The organism is Agaribacter marinus, assembly GCF_030160655.1.
GTDB classification, from domain to species: Bacteria; Pseudomonadota; Gammaproteobacteria; order Enterobacterales; family Alteromonadaceae; genus Glaciecola; species Glaciecola marina.
In genome coordinates this window covers 810,067-836,488 of record NZ_BSOT01000006.1, presented here as the reverse complement: position 1 = coordinate 836,488, position 26,422 = coordinate 810,067, and the positions used below count along the sequence as shown (strand labels likewise).

The window sequence follows — 26,422 nt, the reverse complement described above, 5'->3', positions numbered from 1 at the left end:
CGGGGTAGTTTTACACCTTAAATATATCGACTTGTGCGTGTATGCAGTATTAATTTAAGGATTAAAACACTAGTAAAATGGACTTATTTCTAGACTATATATTTAGCTTTCCAATTGTTGCGTTTACTGTTCCTCTCATGATTATGATTGTGTTTTGGATAATTGCGCTACTTGGTGCCATCGACATAGAAATACTCGATGGCTCAGGAGATACAGAATCTTCTGAAGGCACAGGTTCTTCCTTTCTTGAGTCACTTGGGCTTGATGGCGTTCCGCTGACGGTTGCGATCACCCTCATTGAACTCTACGGGTTTGTTTTTGCTTATTTAGCAAAAAAATATATATCACCATTATTTGATGGCGTAATCACGGCGACTGCCACTGGCCTCATTATTGTTGTATTAGCGTTTGTTGTCGCTATCCCGCTAGCCGCCATTTCTAGTAAACCCATGCGTCAATTTTTTAAGACACATGAAGCAATTCAAAAATCTGAACTTATTGGCACCGTGTGCACCGTTACAACACAAACCGTCACCGAGTCTTTTGGGCAAGCAAGGGCCGAAGATGGCATGATATACAGCGTACGAACCTCACCAGGTGAAGTTATACCCGGTGGTTCGCTCGTCGTGTTGATAGACTTTGATAAAGAAAAAGATATATATATTGTGGTGACAGAAAGTGAATTAATGGGCACCCATTCCATCCAACATAATTAAATATTTGCCGAAAATACCTAATTTAGCAGTTTAAGGAGCAAACTCATGAGCGAAACATTATTTTTCTGGGCATCTGTGGCGATTGCCGTCGTCGTATCCTTTTTAGCAATCATCTTTATGCTGGCACGTCTGTATAAAAAAGTAGAACAAGGACGAGCAATGATTGTAAATACCATGCGTTCTGAGCCTAAAGTGACGTTTACAGGAGGCGTCGTTGTCCCTGTTTTTCATAAGCTGGAAATCATGGATATTTCATTGAAGACAATCGAAGTTGACAGAAGCGGCTCAGACGGGCTTATCTGTAAAGACAATATTCGAGCAGATATAAAAGTAGGCTTTTTCGTAAAGGTAAACAAAAACCGTGATGACGTATTAAAGGTAGCGCAAGCCATTGGTTGTGAACGCGCATCAAACATTGCCACATTGGAAGATTTATTTAGTGCTAAATTTTCTGAAGCATTAAAAACTGTCGGTAAGTCGCTTGAATTTGAAGACCTATATGCAAAACGCGACAATTTCAGAGACATGATTATCGATAACATTGGGACAGACTTAAACGGTTACGTACTGGAAGATGTCGCAATTGATTATCTAGAGCAAACGCCCATTGAGAAACTCGATCCAAACAATATCTTGGATTCACAAGGTATTCGCAAAATCACCGAGTTGACCGCTGAACAACATATTCAAACCAACGTTTTCCAACGCGATGAAGAAATGAAAATCAAACGAAAAGACGTTGAGACACGTGAAGCCATATTAGAGCTAGAGCGTCAGGAAGCCGATGCTGAAGCGAAGCAAGAACGTGAAGTTGAAACCGTACGGTCCCGTGAAAAGGCGGAAATGGAGCGCGTCCAGCATGAAGAACATTTAAAGGCTGAACAAGCAAGAGTATTAGCGGAGCAAGAAATTGAAGTACAAGAACAAAATAAAAAGCGTGAGGTCGAAGTAGCAGAAAACAATCGTTTGCGTGCAGTCGCCATCGAAGAAGAGCGCGTAATTAAAGCTAGAGAGCTTGAAACAATTGAGCGTGAAAAAGAAGCATCGCTTCAACGTATTGCGAACGAAAAACTTATCGAACACGAAAAACGTGAAATTGCTGAAGTTATCAGAAGCCGTGTTGAGGTAGATAAAACCGTTGCTGAGCGCGAAGAAGAAATTAATGAATTACGCGTAGTGTCCGAAGCTGAGCGTCAGAAAAAGGCCAAAGTGATTCAAGCAGAAGCCGAAGCTGAACAATCGTTAGTTAAAGACATTAAAGCAGCAGAAGCGGCTGAAAAAGCGGCAGAATTCCACGCGAAAGAAAAATCCATTACGGCAAATGCAGACCTCGATGTTGCTCAAAAGCAAGCAGAGGCGCAACAAAAAGAAGCACAAGGTTTAGAGGCGATTAGTGCCGCTGACGGCCTAGCACATGCCAAAGTAATGGAAGCCAAAGCGAGAGCGCAAGAAGCAGAAGGTATGGCCGAAGTGCGTGTGAAAGAAGCCATGGCTGAAGCAATTGAAAAAGGCGGTACCGCAGAAGCTGAAGTAATGGCGAAGAAAGCCGAGGCTGAAGCTGATGGTATGACAAAGAAATTTGCAGCAATGGCCACCATGTCTGACGAACAAAAAGCGCACGAAGAATTTAGAATGCGCCTCGACAAACAGCATGAACAAATTCTTAAATCTATTGAAACCAATGTGGATATAGCCTCTCACCAAGCACTTGTGCTTGCAGAAGCGCTGAAACAAGCGAATATTGATATTGTCGGTGGCGACACAGCTTACTTCGACAGTTTTGTAAAATCATTGTCTGTCGGCAAAGCCATTGATGGCACTATCACTAAGTCTGATACATTGAGTACTGCCTTCCAAGGTCATATGAACGGTGAAGCAAGCTTTGTAGAGGATGCAAAAGAATTAGTGGCAGGCTTCGGAAACGCTAGCGGAAATGCCAAAGATACAGCTATGACAGCGCTTATTAGTAAATTTTTGAAAAACAACGCTGACAATCCGCAACTGATGGAAACACTTATGGCCGCTCTAGGGCAAAGTGGCTCATCAAAGAATGACTCGTTGAAGAACAACCCTCCTTCTGCCTAGTTACTACTATGGTTAACGCAGTAATGGCAAGGAGCATATAATGGCGAGTGAACAACTGGACCAAGCCGTTGCCCAAGGTGGCGCGTATGAGGTTATTCGGGCTAGGCTAGTCGAACAATCAGCACAACTCAAGTCAGCGGTTGATACATTAAATGAGGCACGTGTCGCTGAGTTCGGACAAGCAAACTTAAGCGTGACGGGTCGAGTACGCGTTCGCACTGAAAATAACTGTATCGCGCGTGATATTGTGCCAGTTGGCAATCACGTGCTGTTTGGTTACAACGTATTTATTGGCCTCAAAAAAGAAACCCAAGTCTCTGACGTATTTAGCCTTTACAAATTAGAAGAGAAAGGGACTGGTTACGAGCTTACCGAGACGCCTCTTGACGGCACTTTTTTAGACGATGCTAAGTTCGTAAAAGAGTTTAATGAGCTTTACGTTTACTACAAAGAAGCTCGTTTGATTCAGCTGAAGATTCAGAACCAAACACTATTTGCTGTTTTCCAGATTGGTAGAAAACTTGAAGATATTCGCGTATTTCAGTGGCAACTGGATAAGCAAGGTAGCGCTAGTTATATTGACAATAGAGGTGACCGAACTATTAAAAAATCGCCATCTCATGACTTTGAGTGGCAAAGCGCGGGGCGAGAGTTACACGAATCAGGTAGCCACCCGCATGTGAATATCTTAGATCAAGTATTTGTTGAGACCATTGGCGGCGATTTAACAATAAAGGTAGAGAACAATACCGAAGACGGTCTTGGAATATACAGCGAAGAAGTTGACGACAATACGCAAAGCCTCGCTGACGCTGATATTAAATATGCCCAAGTTGGTTCTCTTATACTATTGAGAATCCTTCCCTATCGCGAAAAAATCCATCGCTATTTGGTATTTAACACGCGTACTAAACAAGTCGACAGAATTGATGCTATTGGCTTGGCTTGTATGTCGTTACCTGAAGACCACGGCATCATTTTCCCAGGTGGATATTACCTACAAAGCGGAGAAACCAAAAAATTCCCAGATGAAATTGACGGTCTCACCTTTAAGCGAAGTATAAAATCACCCAATGGTGAAGACGTATTGTTCATATTTTATGAGCCTGAAACCGGATTGGCGGGTTTGTATTCATACAACTTAATACGTAAAGAACTACAAAACCCCATTTACGCACACGGCTTTAGTATCTTTGACGATGGAAAAATGGTCATTTTTAGTGCGCAAGATGAACCCAGTCGAGTTCACCCAATGCAAGTATGGGAAACGCCTTATTTCAGCAACGAATTTGCCGCCAAACAACCAAGCAAAGACAACTTCTATCATCGCATTGGCAATAAGGAGTTGGTAAGAGGCATATCTGATTTGGTGTCTATTTACCGAAATGTAAACCAAAATACGCCTAGTCGTTCGTCATACGAAGATCTCATTCGAACAGCAAAATCAATGTTCGATACCTATTATTGGTTGTCAGACAGCTCAATCGAAGTACTTGCAAACAGCGTAAAAGACATCACGAATACAGCTGAGTTAGTAATTGATGAATTTGAAAAAGTGGAACAAATTCAACAACAAGCATCATTGGCATTGTCAGACGCAGAAACGAAGCAAAAAGATGTCATTAGTAATATTAGAATTTCGAGCTGGAAAACACCGCAAGAATACGTTGAAAGCTTAACAAATCTGCGTAAGCAACGTGGCTATCTAGTCACATTGAGAGAGCAGCGATATATCGATGTCGATAAGCTAAATGCGCTAGACGAATCAGCACAAACGGCATTTGATGAGGTCAGTACAGCAACCGTCGACTTTTTATCCTCAGATGCTGCACTTACACCCTATGTGAAAAGTATAGATACGTTTGAGCAACGCATTCAAAGTGCTGAGTTAGTCGTTGTAATCAACGAAGTGAATGACGAACTAGAATCCCTGTCGTTAGGCTTAGATTTGCTTACGGAAGTACTCAATGGCCTAAAAATCGACGACGCCACCAAACGGACAAAAATCTTAGACGATATATCTGAGATTTACAGCAAACTAAACAAAGTGAAGGCACAAGGGCGCAATCGCAGAAAGCAACTAGGTTCTAGCGAAGCGACTGCCGAATTTGCCGCCCAATTTAGATTGTTCTCTCAGAGTATAAATAGTGCACTAGCGATGGCCGACACGCCAGATAAAGCGGAAGAACAGCTTTCTAGACTACTCATTCAATTGGAAGAGCTGGAATCAAAATTTAGTGAGTTTGACCAATTCCTTACCGACATTGTTGAAAAAAGAGAAGAATTACAAAGCGCATTTGAATCGCGTAAACAAACCTTGATGGAGGAGCGACAGCGCAGATCTCAAAACATTTTTGGTGCAGCAGAACGCATTTTAAAAGGTGTTGGTAGACGAGCAATGACCTTTTCTGAAGCCGCAGATCTAAATACCTACTTTGCTTCAGATCCAATGATTTTAAAAGTAAATGAGTTGGCCAATCAATTACGTGAACTTGATGATCCAATTAAAGCCGATGACTTAGACGCGCAATTAAAAAATGTGAAAGAGCAAGGCATACGCTCGCTAAGAGACAAGCAAGATATCTTCGAAGATGGCGGCGCTATCATTAAGCTTGGCCGACATAAGTTTTCGGTAAATAGGCAGTCATTAGATTTAACACTTTTACCAAGAGAAGATAATTTGTATCGCCACCTAGTCGGTACCGATTACTTTGAAGCCATAGACAATGAGACTTTAAACGCGTTAAAACCGTACTGGCAACAAAATCTTATATCTGAAAATAATGACGTATCTCGAGCGGAATTTTTAGTTTCATTGATACTTTTTGATGCAGAAAAACAACGAAACGACTTATCATTAGAACGACTCTATTCAATTGAAAACGATACCTCCGCTCTCAATAAAATTGTTCGCCAATACATGACAGAGCGTTTTCAGGAAGGTTACGAAAAAGGCATACACGATGCCGATGCCATCAGTATTTTACAGGCACTAATACCGATACATAAAAAAGCAGGTTTGTTACGTTTTGCTCCAAACACAAGAGCATTGGCGATGTTGTTCTGGGCATATAATAAGGTATCTGAGCATCAACAAAATATATGGCAAAGCCATGCACAAAGTGCTTCAATTTTATCGACCAGTTTTAACAGTATTCAAGGGTTTATCGAATTACAGAATAAGCTAAAAATAGCGATTGAATCATTTATCGCGCGTTTTCAACTGCCATTTAGTCAAGAGACCTTATCCCAAGCAGCTATTTACCTGAGTTTAGAACTCGCTCAAGACGACCTAGCGTTCGTCACAAGCCAATCAGCTAGCAAAATACAGCAGACATTCACACAAACACTTGAACACTTAAATCACAGTAAAGACTTTATTCAAGCGATGAATCAATTTGACAAGTTGATTCATCAGCACTCATCAACAGATAAGTATGTGAAAGGCTTGCAGGAGCAGTGGGCGCTCACTCGGGCGTGGGTAGAAGCAACTATTGAACAACAATCGTTGCCGTCTGAAAGTATGCATTATATTGATGAAGTCAGCGCTTTAGTAATTCTTAACAACAAACTACCAACACGAAACTCAGACGTTTCTCTTACTACAAATATTTCAAGTTTGTTAAGTGACCACGCAAGAATTAAGGACGGCGAATTAACCCTAACCTTAGATGAGTTTAACCAACGCTTATCTCATTATCATTCGGTACACGTCGAAAACTTTAAACGCTATCACCAACTGCGTAACGAGCTCATGCAAACGAGTAAAAAGGAGCTTCAACTGGATGCCTACACGGCAAAGCCCCTAAGCTCGTTTGTCAGAAATAGGCTTATCAATGAAGTCTATCTCCCCATCATTGGCGACAACTTAGCTAAGCAAATGGGGACCGTTGGCGATAATAAGCGCACAGATTTAATGGGCTTATTGCTACTCATTTCACCACCGGGTTACGGTAAAACGACCTTGATGGAATATGTGGCGGCACGACTTGGATTGGTATTTATGAAAATAAACTGCCCGTCACTAGGTCATGATGTCACCTCTATCGACCCGCAAAACGCGCCGAATGCAACCGCCAGACAAGAGCTCGAAAAACTCAACCTTGGCCTCGAAATGGGCAATAACGTGATGCTTTATCTTGATGATATACAACATACGCATCCTGAGTTTTTGCAAAAATTTATTGCATTATGTGACGGTACAAGGCGCATTGAAGGTGTATGGAAAGGTGAAAGCAAAACCTATGACATGCGAGGTAAAAAGTTTTGTGTGGTCATGGCTGGAAATCCCTATACCGAATCTGGTGATGTATTCAAAGTGCCGGATATGCTTGCAAACCGAGCGGATATTTACAATTTAGGTGACGTACTTGGCGGCAAAGAAGAACAATTTGCATTAAGTTATATCGAAAATGCGCTTACATCCAACCCAGTGCTTGCGCCTCTCGCTCTGCGCGATATGAACGACGTCTATAAATTCGTAGCAATGGCAAATGGTGAGGAAGTAGCAAGTAGCGAGCTCAGCCATCAATACAGTGGTGCAGAAGTGAATGAGATCGTCGCAGTACTGCGGCATTTAAAAGCAATTCAAGAGGTCATTTTAAAAGTCAATTTGCAATATATTGAATCAGCCGCTACAGCAGAAGATTACCGGCAAGAGCCCCCCTTTAAGCTGCAAGGTAGTTATCGAAACATGAATAAAATGACAGAGAAAGTATCTGCTGTTATGAATCATGACGAACTCATGCAACTTATTGGTGATCATTACACTGGCGAGGCACAAACCTTAACATCTGGCGCTGAAGAAAATTTACTGAAACTGGCTATCCTACGCGGCGTTATAAGTGAAGAAGAACAAGCCCGATGGGCGCACATTTGTAGCGCCTTTGATAGTAAGCAAACCAAAAACATTGAAGGTGATCCGCAGTTACAAGCGGTCAAGCAATTGTCGCAAATGGCCAACGCACTAGAAGATATAAAACTGGATATGCAACAATCAGATACCGGCGACCTGATACGTCCCATCAATAGAGTGGCCGCGGCAATGCAATTACTTGGTAAAGTATGGGCTGGTGAAGACAAAGCGCAACTTCCCAAAGCAAAAACGAAAAAGCCAATAGCCAAAACGACAAACACCAAACCAACGAATGATTCTGATTAAGCGGCCATGAAAAAAACCATAAAGAAGTTAGAGAACAACATAGTTAATGCGCTAACAGAGGTGTGCGAAACAGCAAAAGATGATATCGACGGGTTTATATGGTTGACCCATACCGTCGATTTTTCAAACTTCCCCAGTAGTCTATTAATTACCTGTGTGTTTGACACAAATGCATCGTTAAATAACGCAAAGGCAGAAGCACAAGATACACAACTGATTAAAGCTATCCACAAGGCAATGTTTCGCATCGGTGTAGTACTAAAACGCCCCAAACATAACGTTACATTTAACACTGAAGAAGCAGGTTTCAAACCATAGTATAAAAATGACCTGAGCGAGCCGCAAGTGCGTTTTTTACGCCTCCTCGATCTGTGTTGGTGTGGAAATAATCGGCCGCCCTTGAGTTTGTTTCAAAGATTGCGGGATTTGCAAACTATTCAGTGCGTTTACTCCGCCACCACGCGGCCAATGCCGACCCTGATATATTCATTACCGGACTGAAAACTGCAGGGGCAAGGCCCATACTGGCAGCTTTGCTCATCGTCACAGCAATTCCTGACGCCAATCCTGAATTTTGCATACCCACTTCGAAAGCAACGGTTCTGCATGATGCTTCATCCAATTTGCACAATTTTGCGCTTAAATAGCCTAAGCCAAAACCAATTGTCGAATGCAAAAATACGACTAATACTAATATGAAACCGATGTTAAGAAGGTTATCACGACCAAGTGCAACAATGATCGTAATTATAAAAGCAATACCAAACATTGAAATTTTCGGCATTGCCTTATCAATAAAACGAAACCGACCGTGCAAAAAGTGATTAAAGAGCAAACCGGCAGCAATAGGTAAAAGTACAATTTTACTGATGCTAAAAAACATTGCGGTACTGTCAATTGGCACCAGCTCCCCAGCTAACCAAGACATGTAAAATGGCGTAATAAACGGTGCTAATAGGGTAGAAATACTCGTTAGTGTAAGTGACAACGCTAAGTTAGCGCCAGAAATATATGCCATCACATTGGACGCCAAGCCGCTGGGCGAACAGCCAACTAATATTATGCCAGCGGCGATTTCGGGAGGCAGGCCAGAGATCACGGCTAGTGAATAACCCGCAATGGGCATAATGGTAAATTGACAGCATAATCCTATAAATACCCCTTTTGGCATTTTCACTATCGACACAAAATCCTTAACGCTCATCGACGTGCCCATACCAAACATGATGAGCATTAACAGCGGGACAATAAGCTCTTTTAGCTGAAAACTACCTATACTAATAAAGTATTCAGGGGCGTATAACGCATATGCTGACGATAAAATAATGACTAGGGTAAACATTAAGCCAGAGTATCGTTTAAGGACTTCACGCTGGCGTAGACTAAATAACATGCTGTTTCCCCAAGGGTTCATTGACGATTTTTGTTATAGCTTTTACAAGAAGAATCTTAGACCAATAGCCTAAATGTATGCGAAAATAATTACAAATTGGAATAAGCAAAAGCCAAGTCTCAGTATAATGCGTAAAACACTCAAAGAAATCTCAAGCGATCCATATCACGGCGTATATTTTATTGGCACCACGCCGCCAAAACAAAAAACTGATATTGATGATGTGAGCAGCATCGCAGATAAGCTTTTGGCTCGCTTAGAAGAAATTGATTATGACGGCTTCATTGTTTACGACATCCAAGATGAAAGTAGCCGTATAGACAAACCACGCCCTTTTCCATTTATGCATACCCACGATCCACGATTGTACGCAAAGCTGCTAATGAATAAAAGCGACCGCCCTGTCATTACTTATAAAAGCGTATCACAGCGCAATGAAGACGATTTTCTGACGTGGTTAAAAGAGGCATGGCATCAATTTGAAATAAGAGATTTAGTATTGGTAGGCAGCCCCGCGGCAACAGGTGATATTCAATTAAGCTTGGCGGGCGCATATGAAGCAATGGGTAAACAAGCGCATACATTCTACGTTGGCGGCGTTACGATAGCCGAGCGTCACGCAAAAAAAGGCGATGAACACACTCGCCTGCTGCACAAAACCAGCCAGGGGTGTGAATACTTTATTACGCAAGCGGTATACAACGCACAAGCCACTATCGATATGTTGTCAAGATATGCACATGCCTGTCGCGAAGAGGGACGCAAACCACAGCGAATTATTTTAACGTTCTCACCTTGCGGAAGTGCAAAAACGCTCGAATTCATTGATTGGTTGGGGGTATCTGTCCCTGAGGCGACATCGCTTAGAATTTTAAACGCTAACAAACCACTCAAAGAGTCAATTTCCATTTGTTACAACAATTTACTGCAAATATTAGAGGCGTGTTTGCCTTTAGGTATCCCGCTGGGATTAAATATTGAAAGTCTAACCAATCGTAAAGAAGAAATAGATGCTTCCATTTTGTTGTATAAGCTTCTTAAAGCCACTATGGATAAAAAGCTTGCAGAGCAACAATTAGATAAACTTTAACCCTCCATTTTTTCGCTAATTTAGGTAATACATTGGCATTAACAGTTGAACACTCTCACACGGGTTTCATGTTACGTTTGGTTTTTGTGGTAGCTGGCGCGTTGGCTGGGTCATCTGGCCAATAATGTTTTGGATATTGGCTTTTCATGTCCTTTTGCACTGCTCGGTAACTGCCCGCCCAAAAACCAACAAGATCTTTTGTAATCTGAATGGGTCGCTGTGCTGGTGACAACAACTCAATTGTAATCGCAACTTGATTATCAGCAATGGCAGGATGCACAGACCAACTATATAATTCACCCATTCTTACCGACAACACGACACTGCTATCATCACTATACGTTAAATCTTGCTGCCGACCACTTGGAATAACAATACGTTCAGGGCAGAATTTATTTAGCCATTGTTGCTGCTGCCAGTCCAACAGGTTCGATAAGGCTTGATAAAAATCGACTTGCGTTAACTCCGCCCACCTTAATTTCCCCTTTATGAAAGGCAGCAGCCAGATATCAATGGAATCCAACAGACTACGTTCATCAAAACGTGGCAGGTCAAGCGCTTTTCCTTGGTCAAACGTATTCGCCAGAGCAACGCGTTGAATAAGTTGTTGCGCGCGCGCTGACATAGGCAAGGCAGAAATACCTTTTGACACAATGACCGCTTGCCAGATATTCTCAATAACTTGCGTATCAGGCTTTGCCAATGGTTGTGAACTAACGATAACTTTACCTAACTTTCGTTGTTGCCTACCAACGATTCGTTTTTCATTTTCATCCCAAGAGCAGAGCTCTTCAGAAACAATTACTTGCTCAAAATGTTCAAGTATCTGCTTCTCTGAAATGGCCGCGGCGTAGCGAATTTGTGCGTTGTCTTGTTGCCTATCACTGGACTGCATATTTGCAATCGCTAACCACGTGTGCGTTGTCAATGGGTCATCACGATGCACCACCGCACCAGAGCCTTTTGCCAGCAAATATCGTTCATTTTGACGTTGCTTAGCCAGCCATTCTGGAAAAGCGAAACCGAGCAATACGCCAATATCATCTACAGGCCAATCCGCATTGTCATCGCTTAACTTGCATGACACCTTGATATGCCACTGTTGAATACTTTTACGTAGGACTGAATAGTCGCGAGTATCCAATCGACTATTTTGCAATTGCTGAACACGCAAATGAATATCCGCTCCGACATGCTGACCCATTGGATCCTTATTTTCAAGTAAACCAACTAAAGCGCATGCCAAACTTAAGTGAGCTTGACTCCACCTTTTAGCTCTAAGCAACATGATCGCCAAATTTGCCTGACCACCAATTTGATGCACATGGTGTCCTAGTGTTGTTAGCTTTTTGTGTTGATCAAAGATGCCGATGCGTTGCAGCCTAACACTTGATTCGGCTAACTGCGCGTTAGAGGGATAATCTAACAAAGACAACCCACTTACCTCTGTACCCCAAACCGCAGACTCAAGCATGACATTGCTCACATCCACACGTTTAATTTCAGGTTCACCATGTTTCGCTAAGCGCGCATGAAACTCCTTATTCCAAAGACGATAACAGGTGCCTGCCCGCAAGCGCCCCGCTCGTCCCGCGCGCTGCGTAGCTGATGCTTGCGAAATAGCCTGAGTTTGCAAGTGGGTAATACCACGATTTAGTTGGAAAACAGCAATCTTTTCCACACCACTGTCAATCACAACGTCTATGCCTTCAATAGTTAAACTGGTTTCTGCAATGTTTGTCGCTAATACGACCTTTCTGCGCCCTAGTTTGTCGGGTAACAATGCGGCTTGCTGAATATTCGGCGACAATTCTGAAAACAATTTATGCACAGCGACAGACGATTGGAAATCGACAAGGTTTTCCAAGGCATTTGCGACAGCATTTATTTCAAATGCACCAGGTAAAAAGACTAGAATATCTCCGCTGTGTTTTGGAAAAACATTAAAAATGAGTTTTGAAATACTGTCATGCAAACGCAGATGCTTGCTACTAGTACTTGCTCTATAGGCATCAGCACAGTAAACAATATCTACTGGATACTGCCGACCTTTTGATTCCAATATTTCAGCATCAGGCAGCAATTCTTGAATATTCCCGACATCAAGCGTTGCAGACATGACCAAGAGGCGTAAATCATCTCGCAGTGCTTGTTGCACTTCCAAGCAAAGCGCTAACGAAAAATCCGCATGAATACTGCGCTCATGAAATTCATCGAAAATAACAAGGCTAACATCGCTGAGTTCAGGTTGCGCTTGGAGCATTCTCACAAGTACACCTTCAGTGACAATTTCTAAGCGCGTTTGGTGAGATACTTTTGTTTCCCCACGGATTCGATAACCGATGCTTTGCCCGACCGTTTCACCTAATTGTGCTGATAGATAGCGCGCAATATTCCGAACCGCAATTCTACGCGGTTGCAGCATAACGATTTTGCTGCCCTGAAATTGATCTGATTTTAATAAATGCAGTGGCAAACAAGTGGATTTACCAGCGCCAGGAGGAGCGATTAAAATAGCGTCGCCAGCCACTAACGCTTTTGTCAGTTGTGATAAAACAGCTTCAACGGGTAACAAATCGCATCCTACCTATCGTTTACCGTTTCATACCTAAATGTCCCATTTTGGGCACCAGTCTTCATCGACTAAGCGCATACCGCGCTCTAAAGCACGAATAGCGTCTACATGTGAACTGGACAATGTTAACTTACTTGCAGCAAGATTAGATGCGGCGCGTTCTTGGCTGACTGAGGAAGGAATAACAACATGTCCTTCGGCCAATAGAAACGCCAACGCTACTTGACTTGACGTACCCCCTAATTCACTGGCAATGCCTTGTAAAACAGGATCTTTAATTAAGGCGCCCCGCGCCAATGGAGAATATGCCGTTGTCACAATATCTAGGGAACGGCAATAATCAACAATAGCTTGGTTTTGCATGTAAGCATGAATTTCAACTTGGTTATTAGCAATAAGCCCTTCACCTAATACATCCAAGGCAATATCAAGATAGTGTTTGGTGAAATTAGATACACCAATAAATTTAGCATAACCATTTTCATACACCTCTCCTAACTGAGAGATGTAGTCTTCAGCCTCATATTCATCGTGTAAAGAAGGGAAGTGTAACAGCAATAAATCGACTGAGTTTACCTGTAAGTGTTCTAAACTGCGTTCAACACTCGGTGCTACTTGACCTGGACCAAAATTTATTGGATCGACTTTAGTCGTTAAAAAATAGGCGTCTCTGTCTAGCCCCGATGCAGCAAGCGCTTTACCAACATCAATTTCATTTGAGTATGCTTGCGCGGTATCAATATGCCTGTAGCCTAGAGTTAGGGCATCGAAAACGCCACGGTATGCAACATCACCTGCTCTATCCCATGTACCATAACCCAAATGTGGTATCTGTTGCTTAAATCCTGTCATTTTTTGAAAATACGCCTTGTAGTTGCCTCGAAGACAGGAGTCTAGCAAATTTGCAGTACCTTATTTACTAATTATGTCTTTTCGTGTTGAACACGCTCCGTCTCAGGGATGAGAAGGCTCATAAAAATAGCCGTAAAACCCGCAGTGGTGACTGCAGACGACAGTATATTTTTGACAAACTCAGGCAATTGCTGAATGGCATCAGGCACCATTAGCACACCTAAACCAGCCCCCAATGATGTTGAAATAATTAAAGATCGCCGCCTATCAATTGGCTCACTCGCGAGTATTTTAATTCCCGCAACCGCGATTGTTGCAAACATAACTAAGGTCGCACCACCAAGCACAGGTTTCGGAATCGCTTGCAACACACCACCTATCACTGGAAAGAGCCCAAGCAAAACCAATATCGCGGCGATGTAAAACGCCACATGTCGACTCGTCACGCCAGTCATTTGAATGACCGCATTGTTCTGACCAAAGGTCGTATTTGGAAATGTGTTGAACATAGCAGCAATAGCCGAATTAATACCATCGGCTAACACCCCGCCTTTTATACGTTTTAGATAACGATCACCTTTAATTGGCAAACCACAAAACAAACTATTTGCTGTAATATCGCCCGAGGTTTCTAATGCGGTTAAAAAGTATATGAGGGCAACAGGGACAAATATTTCCCAATCAAAGTTGAAGCCATATTTAAAAGGAAGCGGCATACTAAAAGTGGGTAAATCAACCATATTAGAAAACGACAATAAACCCAGAAAATAGGCCAATACAGTGCCTAAAACCATACCAACGGTTATTGCCGACAGCCGAATCCAAGGATTAGACGAAACGTTCATTCCAATAATGATGACAAGAACAAACAGGCCCAAGCTGAGGTTCTGAAGGCTACCAAAACTCTCACTGCCGTAGCCACCGGCCAAATCAGTAAATCCAACTTTAATTAAGCTGATACCAATAGTCGTAATAACGATGCCCGTCGTAAGCGGTGTGATTACCTTTTTTACTTTTTCTATAAACTGACTCAAAATTATTTCGATAAAAGCGCCCACAAAGCAGACGCCGTACATGGTTGCAAGTATATCGTTATTACTGCCGCCTTTTGCTTTAACAGCAAAACCGGCAACCAAAAGCGCACTTACAAAGGCAAAACTCGTACCTTGCACAGCTATAAGTCCACAACCGACAGGACCAAATTTTTTCGCTTGAACAAAGGTAGCAACGCCTGAAACAAATAAAGCCATGCTGATCAAATAAGGAATTTCAGCGTGCAAACCTAAAGCGGCGCCAATAATTAGAGTCGGCGTAATAATACCAACAAAACAAGCCAATATATGCTGAACAGCGGACGTAAGACTCTGCTTGATGTTTGGCTTGTCATCAAGCGAAAATAATATATCCGGGGTGTTTTTCATATCTATTCCTAATGGACTCAATCGTTTTGCAAATACCCAAAGAGCATAAAATGCATACAAACCATATAAGCTAAGTAAACTGGCTTTAAAGCAAGAAACTAACCAATAGTAATCTAATAGAACACGTTACGAAAACGATATGGGTGAAGTAAGCACAAAATAACGGTATCTGCGAAGCTTGGGCAGTAAACTCTAGGCATATCAAATACTTTGCACACGAATATTTTCAGTACCTCTCACCCTAAAGTAAGACAGTTGACTCATTTTGGTGCAAAACCAACATTTTTTAATGCTATTAGATAGGAAGCGAACACTACATTCGGGCAGTCTATCACTAAATACCGATAGACTAATGTCGATACACAATACTTCAATCTGATTGTTTGTAATTTAACCCATTGAATGTATAGTAGTGAGCATCAAAATTAATGCGTTTGACAGTAAGTTTTACGCTTACATGGAAGTGTTACATCATTCTACTGGTGTAACCAAAAATAGATGAGGTAGGGCATGATTCATAAAGCGTCTTTTAGTAGAACTAAGTTAACACTACTTGCGGTAGGATCTTTATCGTTGTCAGCGTGTATCGCAACCGCCCCGACAACAACCGAACCAACGCCCACCAATACGCCTCAAAATGAAGTGCAGTCTCAACCAGAAAAACCTACTGTTGTTGCGGAAGTTGGCTTAACACCGCGAGCGCGGATGACTAAAGCAATTAAAAACCTTGAGAGAGGAAACGTAGATATTGCACTTGCTGAACTAAAAGAATACTCCCTTGCAGTGCCTAACAGTAGTCGAGCGGCAAATCTCATTAAGCAGATTACCGTCCCGTCATCTGAATATTATCCTGAAGAGTATTTTACGCTAAAACTACGCTCGGGTATGAGCTTGTCAACCATTGCAAAAAAATACCTGGGGTCCGCTTGGGAGTTTTACGCCTTAGCGAAATACAACCAGATTGACAACCCAAACCGGGTCAATATTGGGACAGATATCAAAGTACCGCTGACACAACTGGCTAAGCGCGTCATAGCAAAAGAAGAAGCTGCGGCAAATAATAAAGATGCAGAAGCACTTGTGGAAACAAGCTCGAATGAAGAAGACGCTAATGCCATGCCAGCTCACGAAGCAGATATGGAAGAGCCCAATTTGGTCGTTAGTGACGCGCCAGAAATGCCAAGTAAAGAATCTTTAACGCAACAACTACTTGACGCAAATTCAGTCCAAAATTATGCAGAATCAATTCACATCATCGAGTCGCTCAAACGCTTCGGCCCTTTGACAAGTGATCTTCAATCTGCATCGTTGGTCGCAATGCAAGCGAGAGCAAAAGAACTCGTTGCTGAAGACCCTATTACTGCAGCTAGCTTATTTGTCGAGTCTGGCGACATTCAACTCTCAAACAACGCTGAATTAGCGGCTTTCGATAGCTTTAAACTTGCTTCAGAAGCTGATAGTTCAAATGCCTCAGCAAATGAAAAAATGCAAGCCTTGCAAAAGAAAATAACTGAGAAATACCATCGAGAAGCATCTACCGCATTTAGGCAGCAAGAATTAGACGAAGCAATCGCCAAGTGGGACATTGTTCTGGCGGTTGACCCAAGTCACGCAAATGCATCCGCATACCGCACACAAGCTGTAGAACTCAAATGCAGACTAGAGACCCTAAAAGGCAATAATACAAACTGTTAAATATACTAATTACGGTAACTTATTAACAAGGGTAGTGCTCGCATTACCCTTGTGCCTTCCCCTGACAAGCAACTAAACCTTCGTGTAAATCATCCATAAGATGCTAGGGTCTGTTGACCTTTGCCAAAACACTCATCGCAAGCAAGTATATATAGCTTATAAGATAATGAATGTTGCAGATGCCGCACCATTCATATATAAAACACTGAGTTTATATTTATAACTTAGCTTTGAGGATAAAGTTATGCGAATTAAATTCATAATGCTTGGCAGTTTTTTATTATGTACAGGAGTCAACGTCACTGCAAAACCACCAGAGCCTGAACTAGGTAAACGGTGGAGTGTAAATTACGCATATTCTGATGAATTTAATCAAACCTCACTCGATAGAACAAAGTGGCGAGACCATTTCAATACCTGGAAGGGTCGCCCACCAGCAAAGTTTGTACCTAGCGCAGTAACTTTATCTGATGGCTTTTTACAAATTAAAAACCATAAACTAAAAAAAACCGATGGTCCTTATACTATCGGTGGGGGCGCAATACAATCGCTTAATCAAGGCGCCTATCATGGGTACTATGAAGCACGCTTTAAAGCGTCACGTATAAATATGTCCACGACATTTTGGCTTTCAAATAAAAACGTGCCTTTCGAAGGTGAGAACTTTCTTGGGGAAAGCTGTTCAGAAGATTCTTGGGCACTTGAGCTCGATATCGCTGAAGCCGTCGGTGGCGTAATCGACGCACCATTTGGCGCCTTATTTCGCACCGGCCAGCAATACAACACTCACGTTTGGTATCGAGGCTGCAAACCCGAAGATAGTGAGCTACTTGTAGACCCCAACAGTGATAACTCAGTGATGAATTTTTACGGACGCGCCCTAAGGTTCTCAAAAGGTACAAATGTTGCTGAGGGTGACGGGACTGGCGCTCCCGGCAACGCAAAATTAGCGAATGGAAAAGAAGTATGGCAAGACTTTAATACCTACGCTGCTTGGTGGAAGAATGAAAACGAAGTCGATTTTTACTTGAACGACCAATTTTCAGGGCATATTTCTATCGATACTACACTTTCAGCGCGTCCGTACAACCGGCCAATGCAAATTAATATGGTTACCGAAACCTATGACTGGGCTAAACCATATCCAACAGACGAGCAACTCGCAGATAACAGCATAAATACGTCCTACTACGATTGGATTCGCGCTTATGTCTATCTTGACGTAACTGAACAACACCCAAACTCAAATAATTCGAATGAATCAGCTGGTGATATTTTTGATGAGCGAGTGGAGATAAAAAGCGTCAACCAAGTGTTAAATACCTTGGAAGTGGACTATGTTTACGAGAGCGACATTGATATAGACGCAGATATTCTACTTACAAAAGACTCAAAAACATTAACAAGTAAACAATTGTCACTTAAGGCTGGCTATGGGCACCTTCGCAGCAGTGTGCAACTCAAGACTGCCATAGATCTTGATAAAACGAATATCCAAATAGTACTTAAATCGGGTGACAAGACTATTGCACATTCGAAAACACACGAGCATACAGTCAATGTAAAGTGAACGCCAAAATTAGCATATTCCAATCGACAAGTTAGGCAACAACAACTAGATACTACAAGCACAATTCCGTTTGTGCTTGTCCATTTTACCGACACCCGGATTAAAGGTGTTGGTTGGATCTAAGTCTGTATAAAACGCTTTCAGGCTAGCTTCAGCTTCATACATATGTCCCACATTGTGCTCAGCGGGGTATTTAGCGCCGCGTTGGTCAAGTAAGGCCAAGATTTTTTCTTTTACCTCTTTTGCGCTACTCCCCCGCTTCAAGATGTAGTCCTGATGAAACACATGACAGAAGAAGTGCCCGTAATAAAGAGGCATGTCGATATGCTTGGCGATATCTTCTGGTAAAGCTTCTACCCACGTTTCATCATTTCTGCGCAAAGCAATATCTAATGCAAGGATATCTGACGTTTTATCCGCGTTCATTATTTGATAGCGAACGGCTGCGCCAGCCGCTGCAAACCTTAGCAAGTACGCATTTTCAGCTTCGTCATCTGAGCATACAAAATATCCACCCTGTTCGTTATTGACAAATAGATGTTCGAGGTATTTGTTTGCCTCTTCTATCCCATTATCACTCATCTTTAAAATCAAATGATGTTCAAATTTGTCACGCCATTGCATCAAGCGATGACTTAGCTGACACGGAAACAACTTACTGATAACTTGCATAAATTTGTCTGTCAAATTATCAGGTAAGAACGTCAGTTTATTCAGCACAGCGTCAATCCGCCCTTTCGCCGCAAATAGCGTTGGCATAGTGTCAGTACCTAAGTGTTTTATGCTAAGCAAGGTATCTTTGCCATACTCTTTCGCGACATCGAATACGTCTCGATGCATATACTCCCCCACTTCAGGAAGATGGGTAAATTGCGTTAACATATGTTTCCGAATACGGGTAAGTACTTTAGGGTCATTCGTACCAATATAGTACGTTTGCTCTCGCGCCGGCATTTCAAAGGTGTCTAGCCTTACGGCGAATACTGCTATTTTTCCGGCACAGCCGCTAGCTTCATAAAGTCGAGAGCTGTCCGCGTTAAAGCGACTTGGCGAATTTGCATCCACATCACGAATACGGCTTTCATAATCGCTGGCTGAGGCCACTCGAACGTCTTGGTCACCCACAGCTCTGCCGAGGCATTGCTCAAAATCCCCCGATACGAGGTTAGCGAGTATTTCTTCAGGTTCGTTCCCTAAATCAATCCCAAGATGATTTACTAAAGATAGTACGCCATTTGCATTAACTTGTGCATAAAGCGCTAATTCAGTATACGCTGGCCCACGCTTAACAAGTGCACCGCCTGAATTATTCGCTATGCCACCAACAACCGACGCGCCTAAACATGAAGAACCAATAACAGAATGTGGCGCACGCTTGAATGGTTTTAGCGTTTTCTCTAGCTTATGTAAGGTCGCGCCGGGAAAACTGATGATTTGCTCACCGTCTCCCAATACAACGATGTTATCCATTGCCAAGGTATTGATCACAATCACATCGCGATCATAATCCTCACCATTTGGTGCTGAACCCTCTGTGAGTCCCGTATTTGCCGCTTGCATAACAATAATGCAATTCGACGCGACACATACTTCCAAGGCACGCCAATATTCAATTAACGTTTGTGGAAATAAAACAGCTAAAGCGGCACCACCACCTGAACGCCAACCCTTGCGATAATGTTCGGTCTCTTTTTCTTCAGTCGCAATATGCTCGGGAGCAAGCACACTTGCAAGCTGTTCAATAACTAAAGGTTTTGTCACTTTTTTCCGAGTCCATTTACTGTGTTTACCGCTAACGCTAGATTTTACGTCATATATGTATCATATGTGCAGTAAAACATGCAAAAGTGACCAGATGCTTCTTATACCTCGCTTTACGACCAGCTTATAGTTCACGTACCCAAATATTTCTGAAACTTACTTTAGAACCGTGATCCTGAAGATGAATTGGTGCACAACCATGTGCTTTATATTGTGGTAAACCTTTGTATGTTGTGCTGCCCTGAAGCTCAGAATGATTTTGCACAAGTACACCATTATGTAGCGCCGTCATTGTCGCCTTTTTGGTGACCATTCCATTTTTATCAAAACGTGGCGCAGCAAAAATGATGTCGTATGTCTGCCATTCCATTCTTGGTTTACTCGCGTTAACCAAAGGAGGGTATTGCTTGTAAATAGAGCCTGCTTGACCATTTACATAGGTGTCATTGTCATAATTATTTAAAATTTGTATTTCATAACGTCCCATAATAAATAGACCACTATTACTATCGTTTTGACCTTTTTTTGTAGCATCCTCAGCAGGTGTTCGCCATTCAATATGTATTTGTGCGTCGCAAAAGGACGCTTTTGAGCGAATACCTTTACTGCCTGGTTTAACGGTCATCGCACCATCTTCGACAGTCCATTTTACCGCAGAACCATCGTGGTGCTCCCATGCATCAGTGCTATTCCCATCAAAAAGGACAATTGCATCAGAGGGAACAGGATCTGTACTTATTTTTACTGGCACTGGCGCATAATACTCTGTTGCCTGCGGCGGCAGTTGCTGATTAGCATATGACATAAACGCTACTGCTAAGGACATTTGACCTAAAATGGCAAATCGTAAACCTTTCAAAAATGAGCTTTTCATAGTTTCCCTGATGTGTGTTTAATCTTTCATCACTCAATAATCGATATTGAGCGTTTGTAAATAAATTGTAACTTTACGCTGCAAAACTGTCTTGCTCAATCTCAGGTAAGAAAAGAATACTTACGAAAGATGGTATTGACCTATATTTTTTTGATCGTGTGCCACTATTCTCACTTTTACATTGAGCATTATAAATATACTATTGCTGCTTTAACGCATATGAGCACGTAGTGATACAAATATCAAACTTCCGCAATAACCCGCAGTTACTGCTCTTGGCAATGGCATTTGCAATGCCTTTGGTGTTTTCCGTTTGGGTCGCATTGCTAAACAATTTTGTTGTTGAAAAAGCACAATTTACCGGCGCAGAAATTGGCTTATTGCAAAGTTTGCGCGAAGTTCCGGGCTTTCTCGCATTCACTGCAGTGTTTGTACTGCTAATTCTAAAAGAGCAAACATTTGCCATGCTCTCCTTGTTAGTCATGTGTATTGGTATCGCGGTTACCGGGTTATTACCTTTTGAAATCGGTTTGTATTGCACAACTGTATTGATGTCAATCGGATTCCATTACTTTGAAACCATCAATCAATCGTTAACACTGCAATGGCTGCACAAAGACAAAGCGGCGCATTTTATGGGTCAACAACTTGCCGTTAAGAGTTTTGCATCATTATTTGCTTATGGCTCAATATGGGTATTGATGGAATGGTTGGACGTTAATTATACCGCCATGTATATGCTCGCAGGCGGATTCGGTTTAATCCTTGTCGTCTTCATGTGGGGATTCTTTAAGCAATTTGAGCAACCGTCTTTACAACACAAACACATGGTATTACGGAAACGATACTGGTTGTATTACGCCCTAACCTTTTTTAGCGGCGCCAGACGGCAAATATTCTTGGTATTTGCCTCCTTCATGATGGTCGAAAAGTTTGGATACTCTGTCGGGCAAATTAGCTTACTATTTATTATCAATTATGTTTTTAATTTAATATTTGCGCCTAAAATTGGAAAGTGGATAGCAAAAGTAGGTGAACGCACGGCGTTAACTGTCGAGTATGTCGGACTAGCAGTCGTCTTTGTGTCTTACGCAATGGTCTCTGATGCGCAAGTGGCTGCGGTATTGTTTGTTATTGATCACCTTTTCTTTGCAATGGCTATTGCGATGAAAACCTACTTTCAAAAAATTGCTGACCCAAAGGATATTGCATCCACTGCGGGTGTTGCATTCACCATCAACCATATAGCGGCCGTAGTAATACCAGCACTCTTGGGCATATTGTGGTTAAGCTCGCCCAGCGCAGTATTTTACATTGGTGCAGGTTTTGCGGTGTGCTCGCTTATTTTAGCGCTGAATATTCCCGATGAACCTCAAGATGGCAGTGAATTTAGGTTTTCGCTAAAAGCAGACTAGGAATGAAATTGAAGGTGAATTTGGTCATTTGACCAATACCTCTGTTTGTTCCTTTCACGCCGGTATATTTGCCAATACAGATGAGCCAGAGAAATTAGTGTTCATTCACCTTATGCTCTCAAATCGCATTTTCATTTCATTAGCGTTTCAATTGCAGATATGTTATTCATATTGTTCATTCAGTGAACAAGGTTGCTACTTTCTTTTTATGATTGTTAACTGGTTAAAAGCACTTATTATTTTATTGGGGATAACTTATTCCATGAGCACTTTCTCTTCTACCCTAGTCTTATTCTCTCCAGTAAGTGGTGTAGTTGAACTGAACGGTGAGCCTGTTGAAGGCGCAAACATCGTTCATAATTACAAATGGAAAGATGAGGTTTTTTCTGAGGAAAAAATGACAGATCCATCGGGTGAATTCTCTTTTCCTGTAAAAACTCAACAATCTTTTTTTTGGTCGATGTTCCCGCATAACCCGGCCATCGGTCAAGAACTGACCATAAATTATCAAGGCAAATCATATACCGCATGGCGTTTTAAGAAGGGTAATTATGAGTTAAATAGTGAGAATGACGGCTTACCACTGAAAATGCGTTGCGAATTAAGTGAAACAGAAAAAGCACATGACATCTCCCAGTTGTCTGATTATTTCGGCTTGTGTCGACTGGAGTAATGTGACGTGAATAAATCTCCAAGCCATATTAACTGCTACATTTAACTTCGGTAAATTCAAAATGCCAACACTCAGCCCACTCAATGCAGCAAAAATCGCAGATGCTGCATACAATATGAACATCGTAGATTCACTTGATGAAAACAGAGAAGGCCGCAACCAGCAGACTGGCCTGAGAGGCACAATAAATGAGGCAGGTGGTTTTGATGCCTCAAAACGATTTGAAGGTCAAAGTGGCTATGACAAGGTAAATGCACCGGTATTGTTCACCAAAAAATTGGCGCTAAATAAAGGAACAAAACAAACATCTGGGTTTGGCTTCTTTGCGCTTGGAGAGGGCAACAGGCGTAATGAAGCAATCGTCTCGACAAGAGGCACGGCAACCATGTCTGACGTGCTCACTGATCTCTGGACAATCCCAAAAGTATCGCCCTTAGGAACTAAATGCCATTCAGGTTTTATCGACACCTTTGAATCTTACTTTGACGATCTAAAAGCGTTTTCTAACGACATTAAAAATACTGGTATTAATACAGTTCATTGTGTTGGTCACAGCCTTGGCGGTGCACTTGCCTCATTAAATGCGGAGTATTTCGCGCGTCAAGGTTATGCGGTGAACCTTTACACCTTTGGCAGCCCTCGCGTTGGTTATGGTTCTGATTTTAAGCAAGCCCTCGAGTCTAGACGAGTAAAAGCATTTAGAGTTTATAATGATGGCGACCCCGTACCTATGGTTCCCTGTTGGCCATTTGTGCACACCCATGGAGATTGTTGCATTCAACGCCAAGTGCTTATTGCTCCTAGTGCACATTCGATGACGGATTCATATATGCCAAGTGCCGCAAAGTTTGATTCATGGAGTGCTGTACAACGTATTCCAGATCCGCTCTCTTATCAAAACGTAAGTGTATTAGAAGCAGCACTTGAGACGGGTAAGCACTTGGGTGCGAGTACACAAAAAATAATCATGTATATTTTAAAAAGACTTATTCGCTCAGCTCAGGTTATTGTGGCTGCTAGTCTAATCACCATATTGAGTACACTCGACTTCCTAGCATGGCTATTGCACAGAGCAGCGACGCTTGCAGTCAACTTCAAAAAATCGCTAGCAAGCTTATTAAAAGGCGTACTCAGGTTTATTGGAAAAGCTGCGGTCAGCACAGTACAAATGACGGAGACATTTATTCGATATTTGTTAGAGCAATTGTTTAGACTTGTTTCAAATAAGGCATCAATGGCGCTTATTGCAACCCTAGCAAGCCCTAACATAGCAAGTATGCCAGTAGAATTACCTATGGTAATTATGGGAGCGTTATAGGAGTTAGTAATAAACTAAAGAATAATGTGGGGTAAATACCGACTCATGTCTTGCGTTATCGCTTGGCTATCTTCTCTTATAGAAATGCCCGCAGCTTGATCATCAATCAGCCAACTCCCTATTAGCGTATGATTGTTCTGAAATACAGGTAATACGTGCATTTGCTGATAAATATAACCCTCTGAGCCATAGGGTCCATCTGAATCGAGCAAACTCTCGTCCCCATCAATCGGCTCACCTAGATGATTTGTGAACGAGATATTTGCTCCTTCTCGTGAAAATATAGGTTTCTTCACTAAGGTCATGTCAGCAGGCACCAGATGTAATTCATCTTCAAAAAATGCGGGCAGTAAATTTGGATGATTGGGAAATAACTTCCACAACATTGGCAGTAGCGCTTTATTAGATAAAATTGCTTTCCAAGGTGGCTCTATCCAACGAATATTTTGCTTACCAAGTATCTCTCCATATTCATCTTCAAACATAAACTCCCAAGGATACAACTTAAACATCCATTGGATAACAAGGTTGTCTATATCTGTAAACTGATTATCTTGGTCAATGCCAATATCCTCAATATACACGAATTTGGTTTCTATCCCGGCAGCAATAGCGCAATCTTCCAGGTATTGAACGGTGCCTCTGTCTTCTTCAGTATCTTTACAACAAGCAAAATGCAACGTGCGTTCGGGATTAAGCGCATGTAACTCTTTAAAGCGATTTACCAGCTTTTCCTGCACAGAGTTGAATTGGTCCGCGGTACGATTTAATGCCTTGCTATCAACTTTATTTTCTAACCATACCCATTGCCAAAAGCCTGTTTCATAAATAGACGTCGGCGTGTCTGCATTGTTTTCATAGAGTTTCGCAACACCTTTGCCGTCGTATGCAAAGTCTAAGCGCGAATATAATGAAGGGTCGCCATTTTGCCAACTTTTACGAATAAACGCCCATTGAGATGCTGGGATAGCAAACCTTTCAAGTAAATCGTCATCTTGAATAACCGCATCGACTACCGCCAAACACATTTGATGAATCTCTTCGGTCGGCGCTTCAATCCCTTGTTCTATTTGCTCAAGGGTAAACTGGTAATAAGCAGATTCATCCCAGTATTTTTCTCCATATAGGGTATGAAACTTGAAACCAAATTCATCTGCGGTTGCCTCCCAATTAGGACGTTCTTCACAGGGGATACGAAGCATTTAGCCTCCCCAACCGCCTTTGCTCGAAGATTTACTGCTACCCCAGTTACTTTTGGCGGATGCAGTAGCTCCAAAACCACCACGAGAGATAGTACGAGTTACTTTTGGCTTAGGCTTCAAGGCGTCTCGTGATACACGATAAGAACGTTGTCCCGGAGAACCAATTACATGGCCGTCACTGGTCATGATTTTGTTTCGGTAGCTTCCGCTACCAGAATATAAATATGCAGGATAAGAATGCTTATAACGATGCTTGCGTTCGAAGGCATCTCCAACTTCATCAATGATTTCGGAAACAATATAACCGGTCATAAATGGAACGAAAAAACTGCCTTGACGTTCGCAGTTCCCAAATTCAGTAAGACAATCTCTTTCATACTGATAGCGTGGCGCAGTAGCCTCCGCATCAAGTACTGCTTGCTCATATGCCGCCTGGCATTCAGATTCTGTTAATGACGTTGTTGTTGTGCACTCTGAGACAGAAGTAACAAACTTTACTTGCTCATCTTGAGAACCTGACGAACAGCCAGAAATTACTGCTAAGGATAGAGGTGCCAGCGCGAAAGCACGAGAGTGTTTTCTCATCAAACTGAGATCAAGAAACGATGTTCTTTTCATGAT

General features: G+C 42.1%; 18 protein-coding genes. 10 read left to right on the top strand and 8 right to left on the bottom strand.

Translation table 11 applies throughout. The features are described from left to right. Positions 1-77: 77 nt before the first annotated feature. The 4 genes from QQK00_RS14345 to QQK00_RS14330 are packed head-to-tail and all read left to right on the top strand — an operon-like array spanning position 78 to position 8,280. Positions 78-716 (top strand): OB-fold-containig protein, encoded by a 639-nt coding sequence (locus QQK00_RS14345; RefSeq protein WP_284218274.1) that lies wholly within the window; start codon positions 78-80, stop codon positions 714-716. 45 nt (positions 717-761) lie between these two features. Then, positions 762-2,801 carry a flotillin family protein gene (locus tag QQK00_RS14340; RefSeq protein ID WP_284218273.1) on the top strand — a complete coding sequence of 680 codons (2,040 nt, stop codon included), beginning with the start codon at positions 762-764 and terminating at the stop codon, positions 2,799-2,801. Between the two features lie 40 nt (positions 2,802-2,841). After that, on the top strand, positions 2,842-7,962 hold the full coding sequence (locus tag QQK00_RS14335) for a DNA repair ATPase (protein WP_284218272.1): 5,121 nt from the start codon (positions 2,842-2,844) through the stop codon (positions 7,960-7,962). Between the two features lie 6 nt (positions 7,963-7,968). Then, a complete protein-coding gene (locus QQK00_RS14330) occupies positions 7,969-8,280 on the top strand; it encodes a Fis family transcriptional regulator (RefSeq protein WP_284218271.1) in 312 nt (103 codons plus the stop codon). Between the two features lie 115 nt (positions 8,281-8,395). Here the strand turns inward: QQK00_RS14330 and QQK00_RS14325 are convergent, their stop codons facing one another. Continuing rightward, positions 8,396-9,355 (bottom strand): bile acid:sodium symporter family protein, encoded by a 960-nt coding sequence (locus QQK00_RS14325; protein ID WP_284218270.1) that lies wholly within the window; start codon positions 9,353-9,355, stop codon positions 8,396-8,398. A 127-nt stretch (positions 9,356-9,482) separates the two neighbouring features. On the opposite strand from QQK00_RS14325, the gene QQK00_RS14320 reads away from it, so the two are divergent. Further along, positions 9,483-10,445, top strand: coding sequence for a methylenetetrahydrofolate reductase (locus tag QQK00_RS14320; RefSeq protein WP_284218269.1), 963 nt, complete (start codon positions 9,483-9,485; stop codon positions 10,443-10,445). 55 nt (positions 10,446-10,500) lie between these two features. Here QQK00_RS14320 and hrpB read toward each other — a convergent pair whose 3' ends face one another. The 3 genes from hrpB to QQK00_RS14305 form a co-directional block, all read right to left on the bottom strand. Then, the gene (hrpB, locus tag QQK00_RS14315; RefSeq protein ID WP_284218268.1) at positions 10,501-13,020 is read right to left on the bottom strand and encodes an ATP-dependent helicase HrpB; all 2,520 of its coding nucleotides are present in this window, start codon (positions 13,018-13,020) and stop codon (positions 10,501-10,503) included. A 33-nt stretch (positions 13,021-13,053) separates the two neighbouring features. Continuing rightward, a complete protein-coding gene (locus QQK00_RS14310; protein ID WP_284218267.1) occupies positions 13,054-13,872 on the bottom strand; it encodes an aldo/keto reductase in 819 nt (272 codons plus the stop codon). Between the two features lie 71 nt (positions 13,873-13,943). Beyond that, a complete protein-coding gene (locus QQK00_RS14305) occupies positions 13,944-15,293 on the bottom strand; it encodes a uracil-xanthine permease family protein (RefSeq protein WP_284218266.1) in 1,350 nt (449 codons plus the stop codon). Positions 15,294-15,803: 510 nt separating this feature from the next. On the opposite strand from QQK00_RS14305, the gene QQK00_RS14300 reads away from it, so the two are divergent. Together QQK00_RS14300 and QQK00_RS14295 are read left to right on the top strand one after the other, a co-directional pair. After that, the gene (locus QQK00_RS14300; protein WP_284218265.1) at positions 15,804-16,988 is read left to right on the top strand and encodes a LysM peptidoglycan-binding domain-containing protein; all 1,185 of its coding nucleotides are present in this window, start codon (positions 15,804-15,806) and stop codon (positions 16,986-16,988) included. 244 nt (positions 16,989-17,232) lie between these two features. After that, the gene (locus tag QQK00_RS14295; protein WP_284218264.1) at positions 17,233-18,558 is read left to right on the top strand and encodes a LamG domain-containing protein; all 1,326 of its coding nucleotides are present in this window, start codon (positions 17,233-17,235) and stop codon (positions 18,556-18,558) included. Between the two features lie 45 nt (positions 18,559-18,603). Here QQK00_RS14295 and dld read toward each other — a convergent pair whose 3' ends face one another. Both dld and QQK00_RS14285 read right to left on the bottom strand, forming a co-directional pair. Beyond that, complete coding sequence (gene dld, locus QQK00_RS14290; protein ID WP_284218263.1) at positions 18,604-20,319, bottom strand: D-lactate dehydrogenase; 1,716 nt, start codon at positions 20,317-20,319, stop codon at positions 18,604-18,606. 124 nt (positions 20,320-20,443) lie between these two features. Beyond that, the gene (locus QQK00_RS14285; protein ID WP_284218262.1) at positions 20,444-21,193 is read right to left on the bottom strand and encodes a 3-keto-disaccharide hydrolase; all 750 of its coding nucleotides are present in this window, start codon (positions 21,191-21,193) and stop codon (positions 20,444-20,446) included. Between the two features lie 281 nt (positions 21,194-21,474). On the opposite strand from QQK00_RS14285, the gene QQK00_RS14280 reads away from it, so the two are divergent. The 3 genes from QQK00_RS14280 to QQK00_RS14270 all read left to right on the top strand — a co-directional run bounded on the left by QQK00_RS14280 (position 21,475) and on the right by QQK00_RS14270 (position 24,599). Then, on the top strand, positions 21,475-22,608 hold the full coding sequence (locus QQK00_RS14280; RefSeq protein ID WP_284218330.1) for an MFS transporter: 1,134 nt from the start codon (positions 21,475-21,477) through the stop codon (positions 22,606-22,608). Positions 22,609-22,636: 28 nt separating this feature from the next. Next, positions 22,637-23,281 (top strand): DUF6795 domain-containing protein, encoded by a 645-nt coding sequence (locus QQK00_RS14275; RefSeq protein ID WP_284218261.1) that lies wholly within the window; start codon positions 22,637-22,639, stop codon positions 23,279-23,281. A gap of 61 nt (positions 23,282-23,342) precedes the next feature. Then, positions 23,343-24,599 carry a lipase family protein gene (locus QQK00_RS14270; protein ID WP_284218260.1) on the top strand — a complete coding sequence of 419 codons (1,257 nt, stop codon included), beginning with the start codon at positions 23,343-23,345 and terminating at the stop codon, positions 24,597-24,599. A 14-nt stretch (positions 24,600-24,613) separates the two neighbouring features. On the opposite strand, the gene QQK00_RS14265 is transcribed toward QQK00_RS14270, so the two are convergent. Beyond that, entirely contained in the window at positions 24,614-25,801 is a 1,188-nt protein-coding gene (locus QQK00_RS14265; RefSeq protein ID WP_284218259.1) for a glutathionylspermidine synthase family protein, read from the bottom strand. Continuing rightward, positions 25,802-26,419 carry a DUF1190 domain-containing protein gene (locus QQK00_RS14260; RefSeq protein ID WP_284218258.1) on the bottom strand — a complete coding sequence of 206 codons (618 nt, stop codon included), beginning with the start codon at positions 26,417-26,419 and terminating at the stop codon, positions 25,802-25,804. Between the last annotated feature and the right edge of the window lie 3 nt (positions 26,420-26,422).

Excerpts from the sequence above, each read along its gene's own strand:
- QQK00_RS14310 (WP_284218267.1), bottom strand. The coding sequence starts at position 13,872 with ATGACAGGATTTAAGCAACAGATACCACATTTGGGTTATGGTACATGG.
- QQK00_RS14305 (WP_284218266.1), bottom strand. The coding sequence starts at position 15,293 with ATGAAAAACACCCCGGATATATTATTTTCGCTTGATGACAAGCCAAAC.
- QQK00_RS14335 (WP_284218272.1), top strand. The coding sequence starts at position 2,842 with ATGGCGAGTGAACAACTGGACCAAGCCGTTGCCCAAGGTGGCGCGTAT.
- QQK00_RS14265 (WP_284218259.1), bottom strand. The coding sequence starts at position 25,801 with ATGCTTCGTATCCCCTGTGAAGAACGTCCTAATTGGGAGGCAACCGCA.
- QQK00_RS14280 (WP_284218330.1), top strand. The coding sequence starts at position 21,475 with ATGGCATTTGCAATGCCTTTGGTGTTTTCCGTTTGGGTCGCATTGCTA.
- QQK00_RS14330 (WP_284218271.1), top strand. The coding sequence starts at position 7,969 with ATGAAAAAAACCATAAAGAAGTTAGAGAACAACATAGTTAATGCGCTA.
- QQK00_RS14300 (WP_284218265.1), top strand. The coding sequence starts at position 15,804 with ATGATTCATAAAGCGTCTTTTAGTAGAACTAAGTTAACACTACTTGCG.
- QQK00_RS14295 (WP_284218264.1), top strand. The coding sequence starts at position 17,233 with ATGCGAATTAAATTCATAATGCTTGGCAGTTTTTTATTATGTACAGGA.
- QQK00_RS14270 (WP_284218260.1), top strand. The coding sequence starts at position 23,343 with ATGCCAACACTCAGCCCACTCAATGCAGCAAAAATCGCAGATGCTGCA.
- QQK00_RS14325 (WP_284218270.1), bottom strand. The coding sequence starts at position 9,355 with ATGTTATTTAGTCTACGCCAGCGTGAAGTCCTTAAACGATACTCTGGC.
- QQK00_RS14320 (WP_284218269.1), top strand. The coding sequence starts at position 9,483 with ATGCGTAAAACACTCAAAGAAATCTCAAGCGATCCATATCACGGCGTA.
- QQK00_RS14260 (WP_284218258.1), bottom strand. The coding sequence starts at position 26,419 with ATGAAAAGAACATCGTTTCTTGATCTCAGTTTGATGAGAAAACACTCT.
- QQK00_RS14285 (WP_284218262.1), bottom strand. The coding sequence starts at position 21,193 with ATGAAAAGCTCATTTTTGAAAGGTTTACGATTTGCCATTTTAGGTCAA.
- QQK00_RS14345 (WP_284218274.1), top strand. The coding sequence starts at position 78 with ATGGACTTATTTCTAGACTATATATTTAGCTTTCCAATTGTTGCGTTT.
- QQK00_RS14340 (WP_284218273.1), top strand. The coding sequence starts at position 762 with ATGAGCGAAACATTATTTTTCTGGGCATCTGTGGCGATTGCCGTCGTC.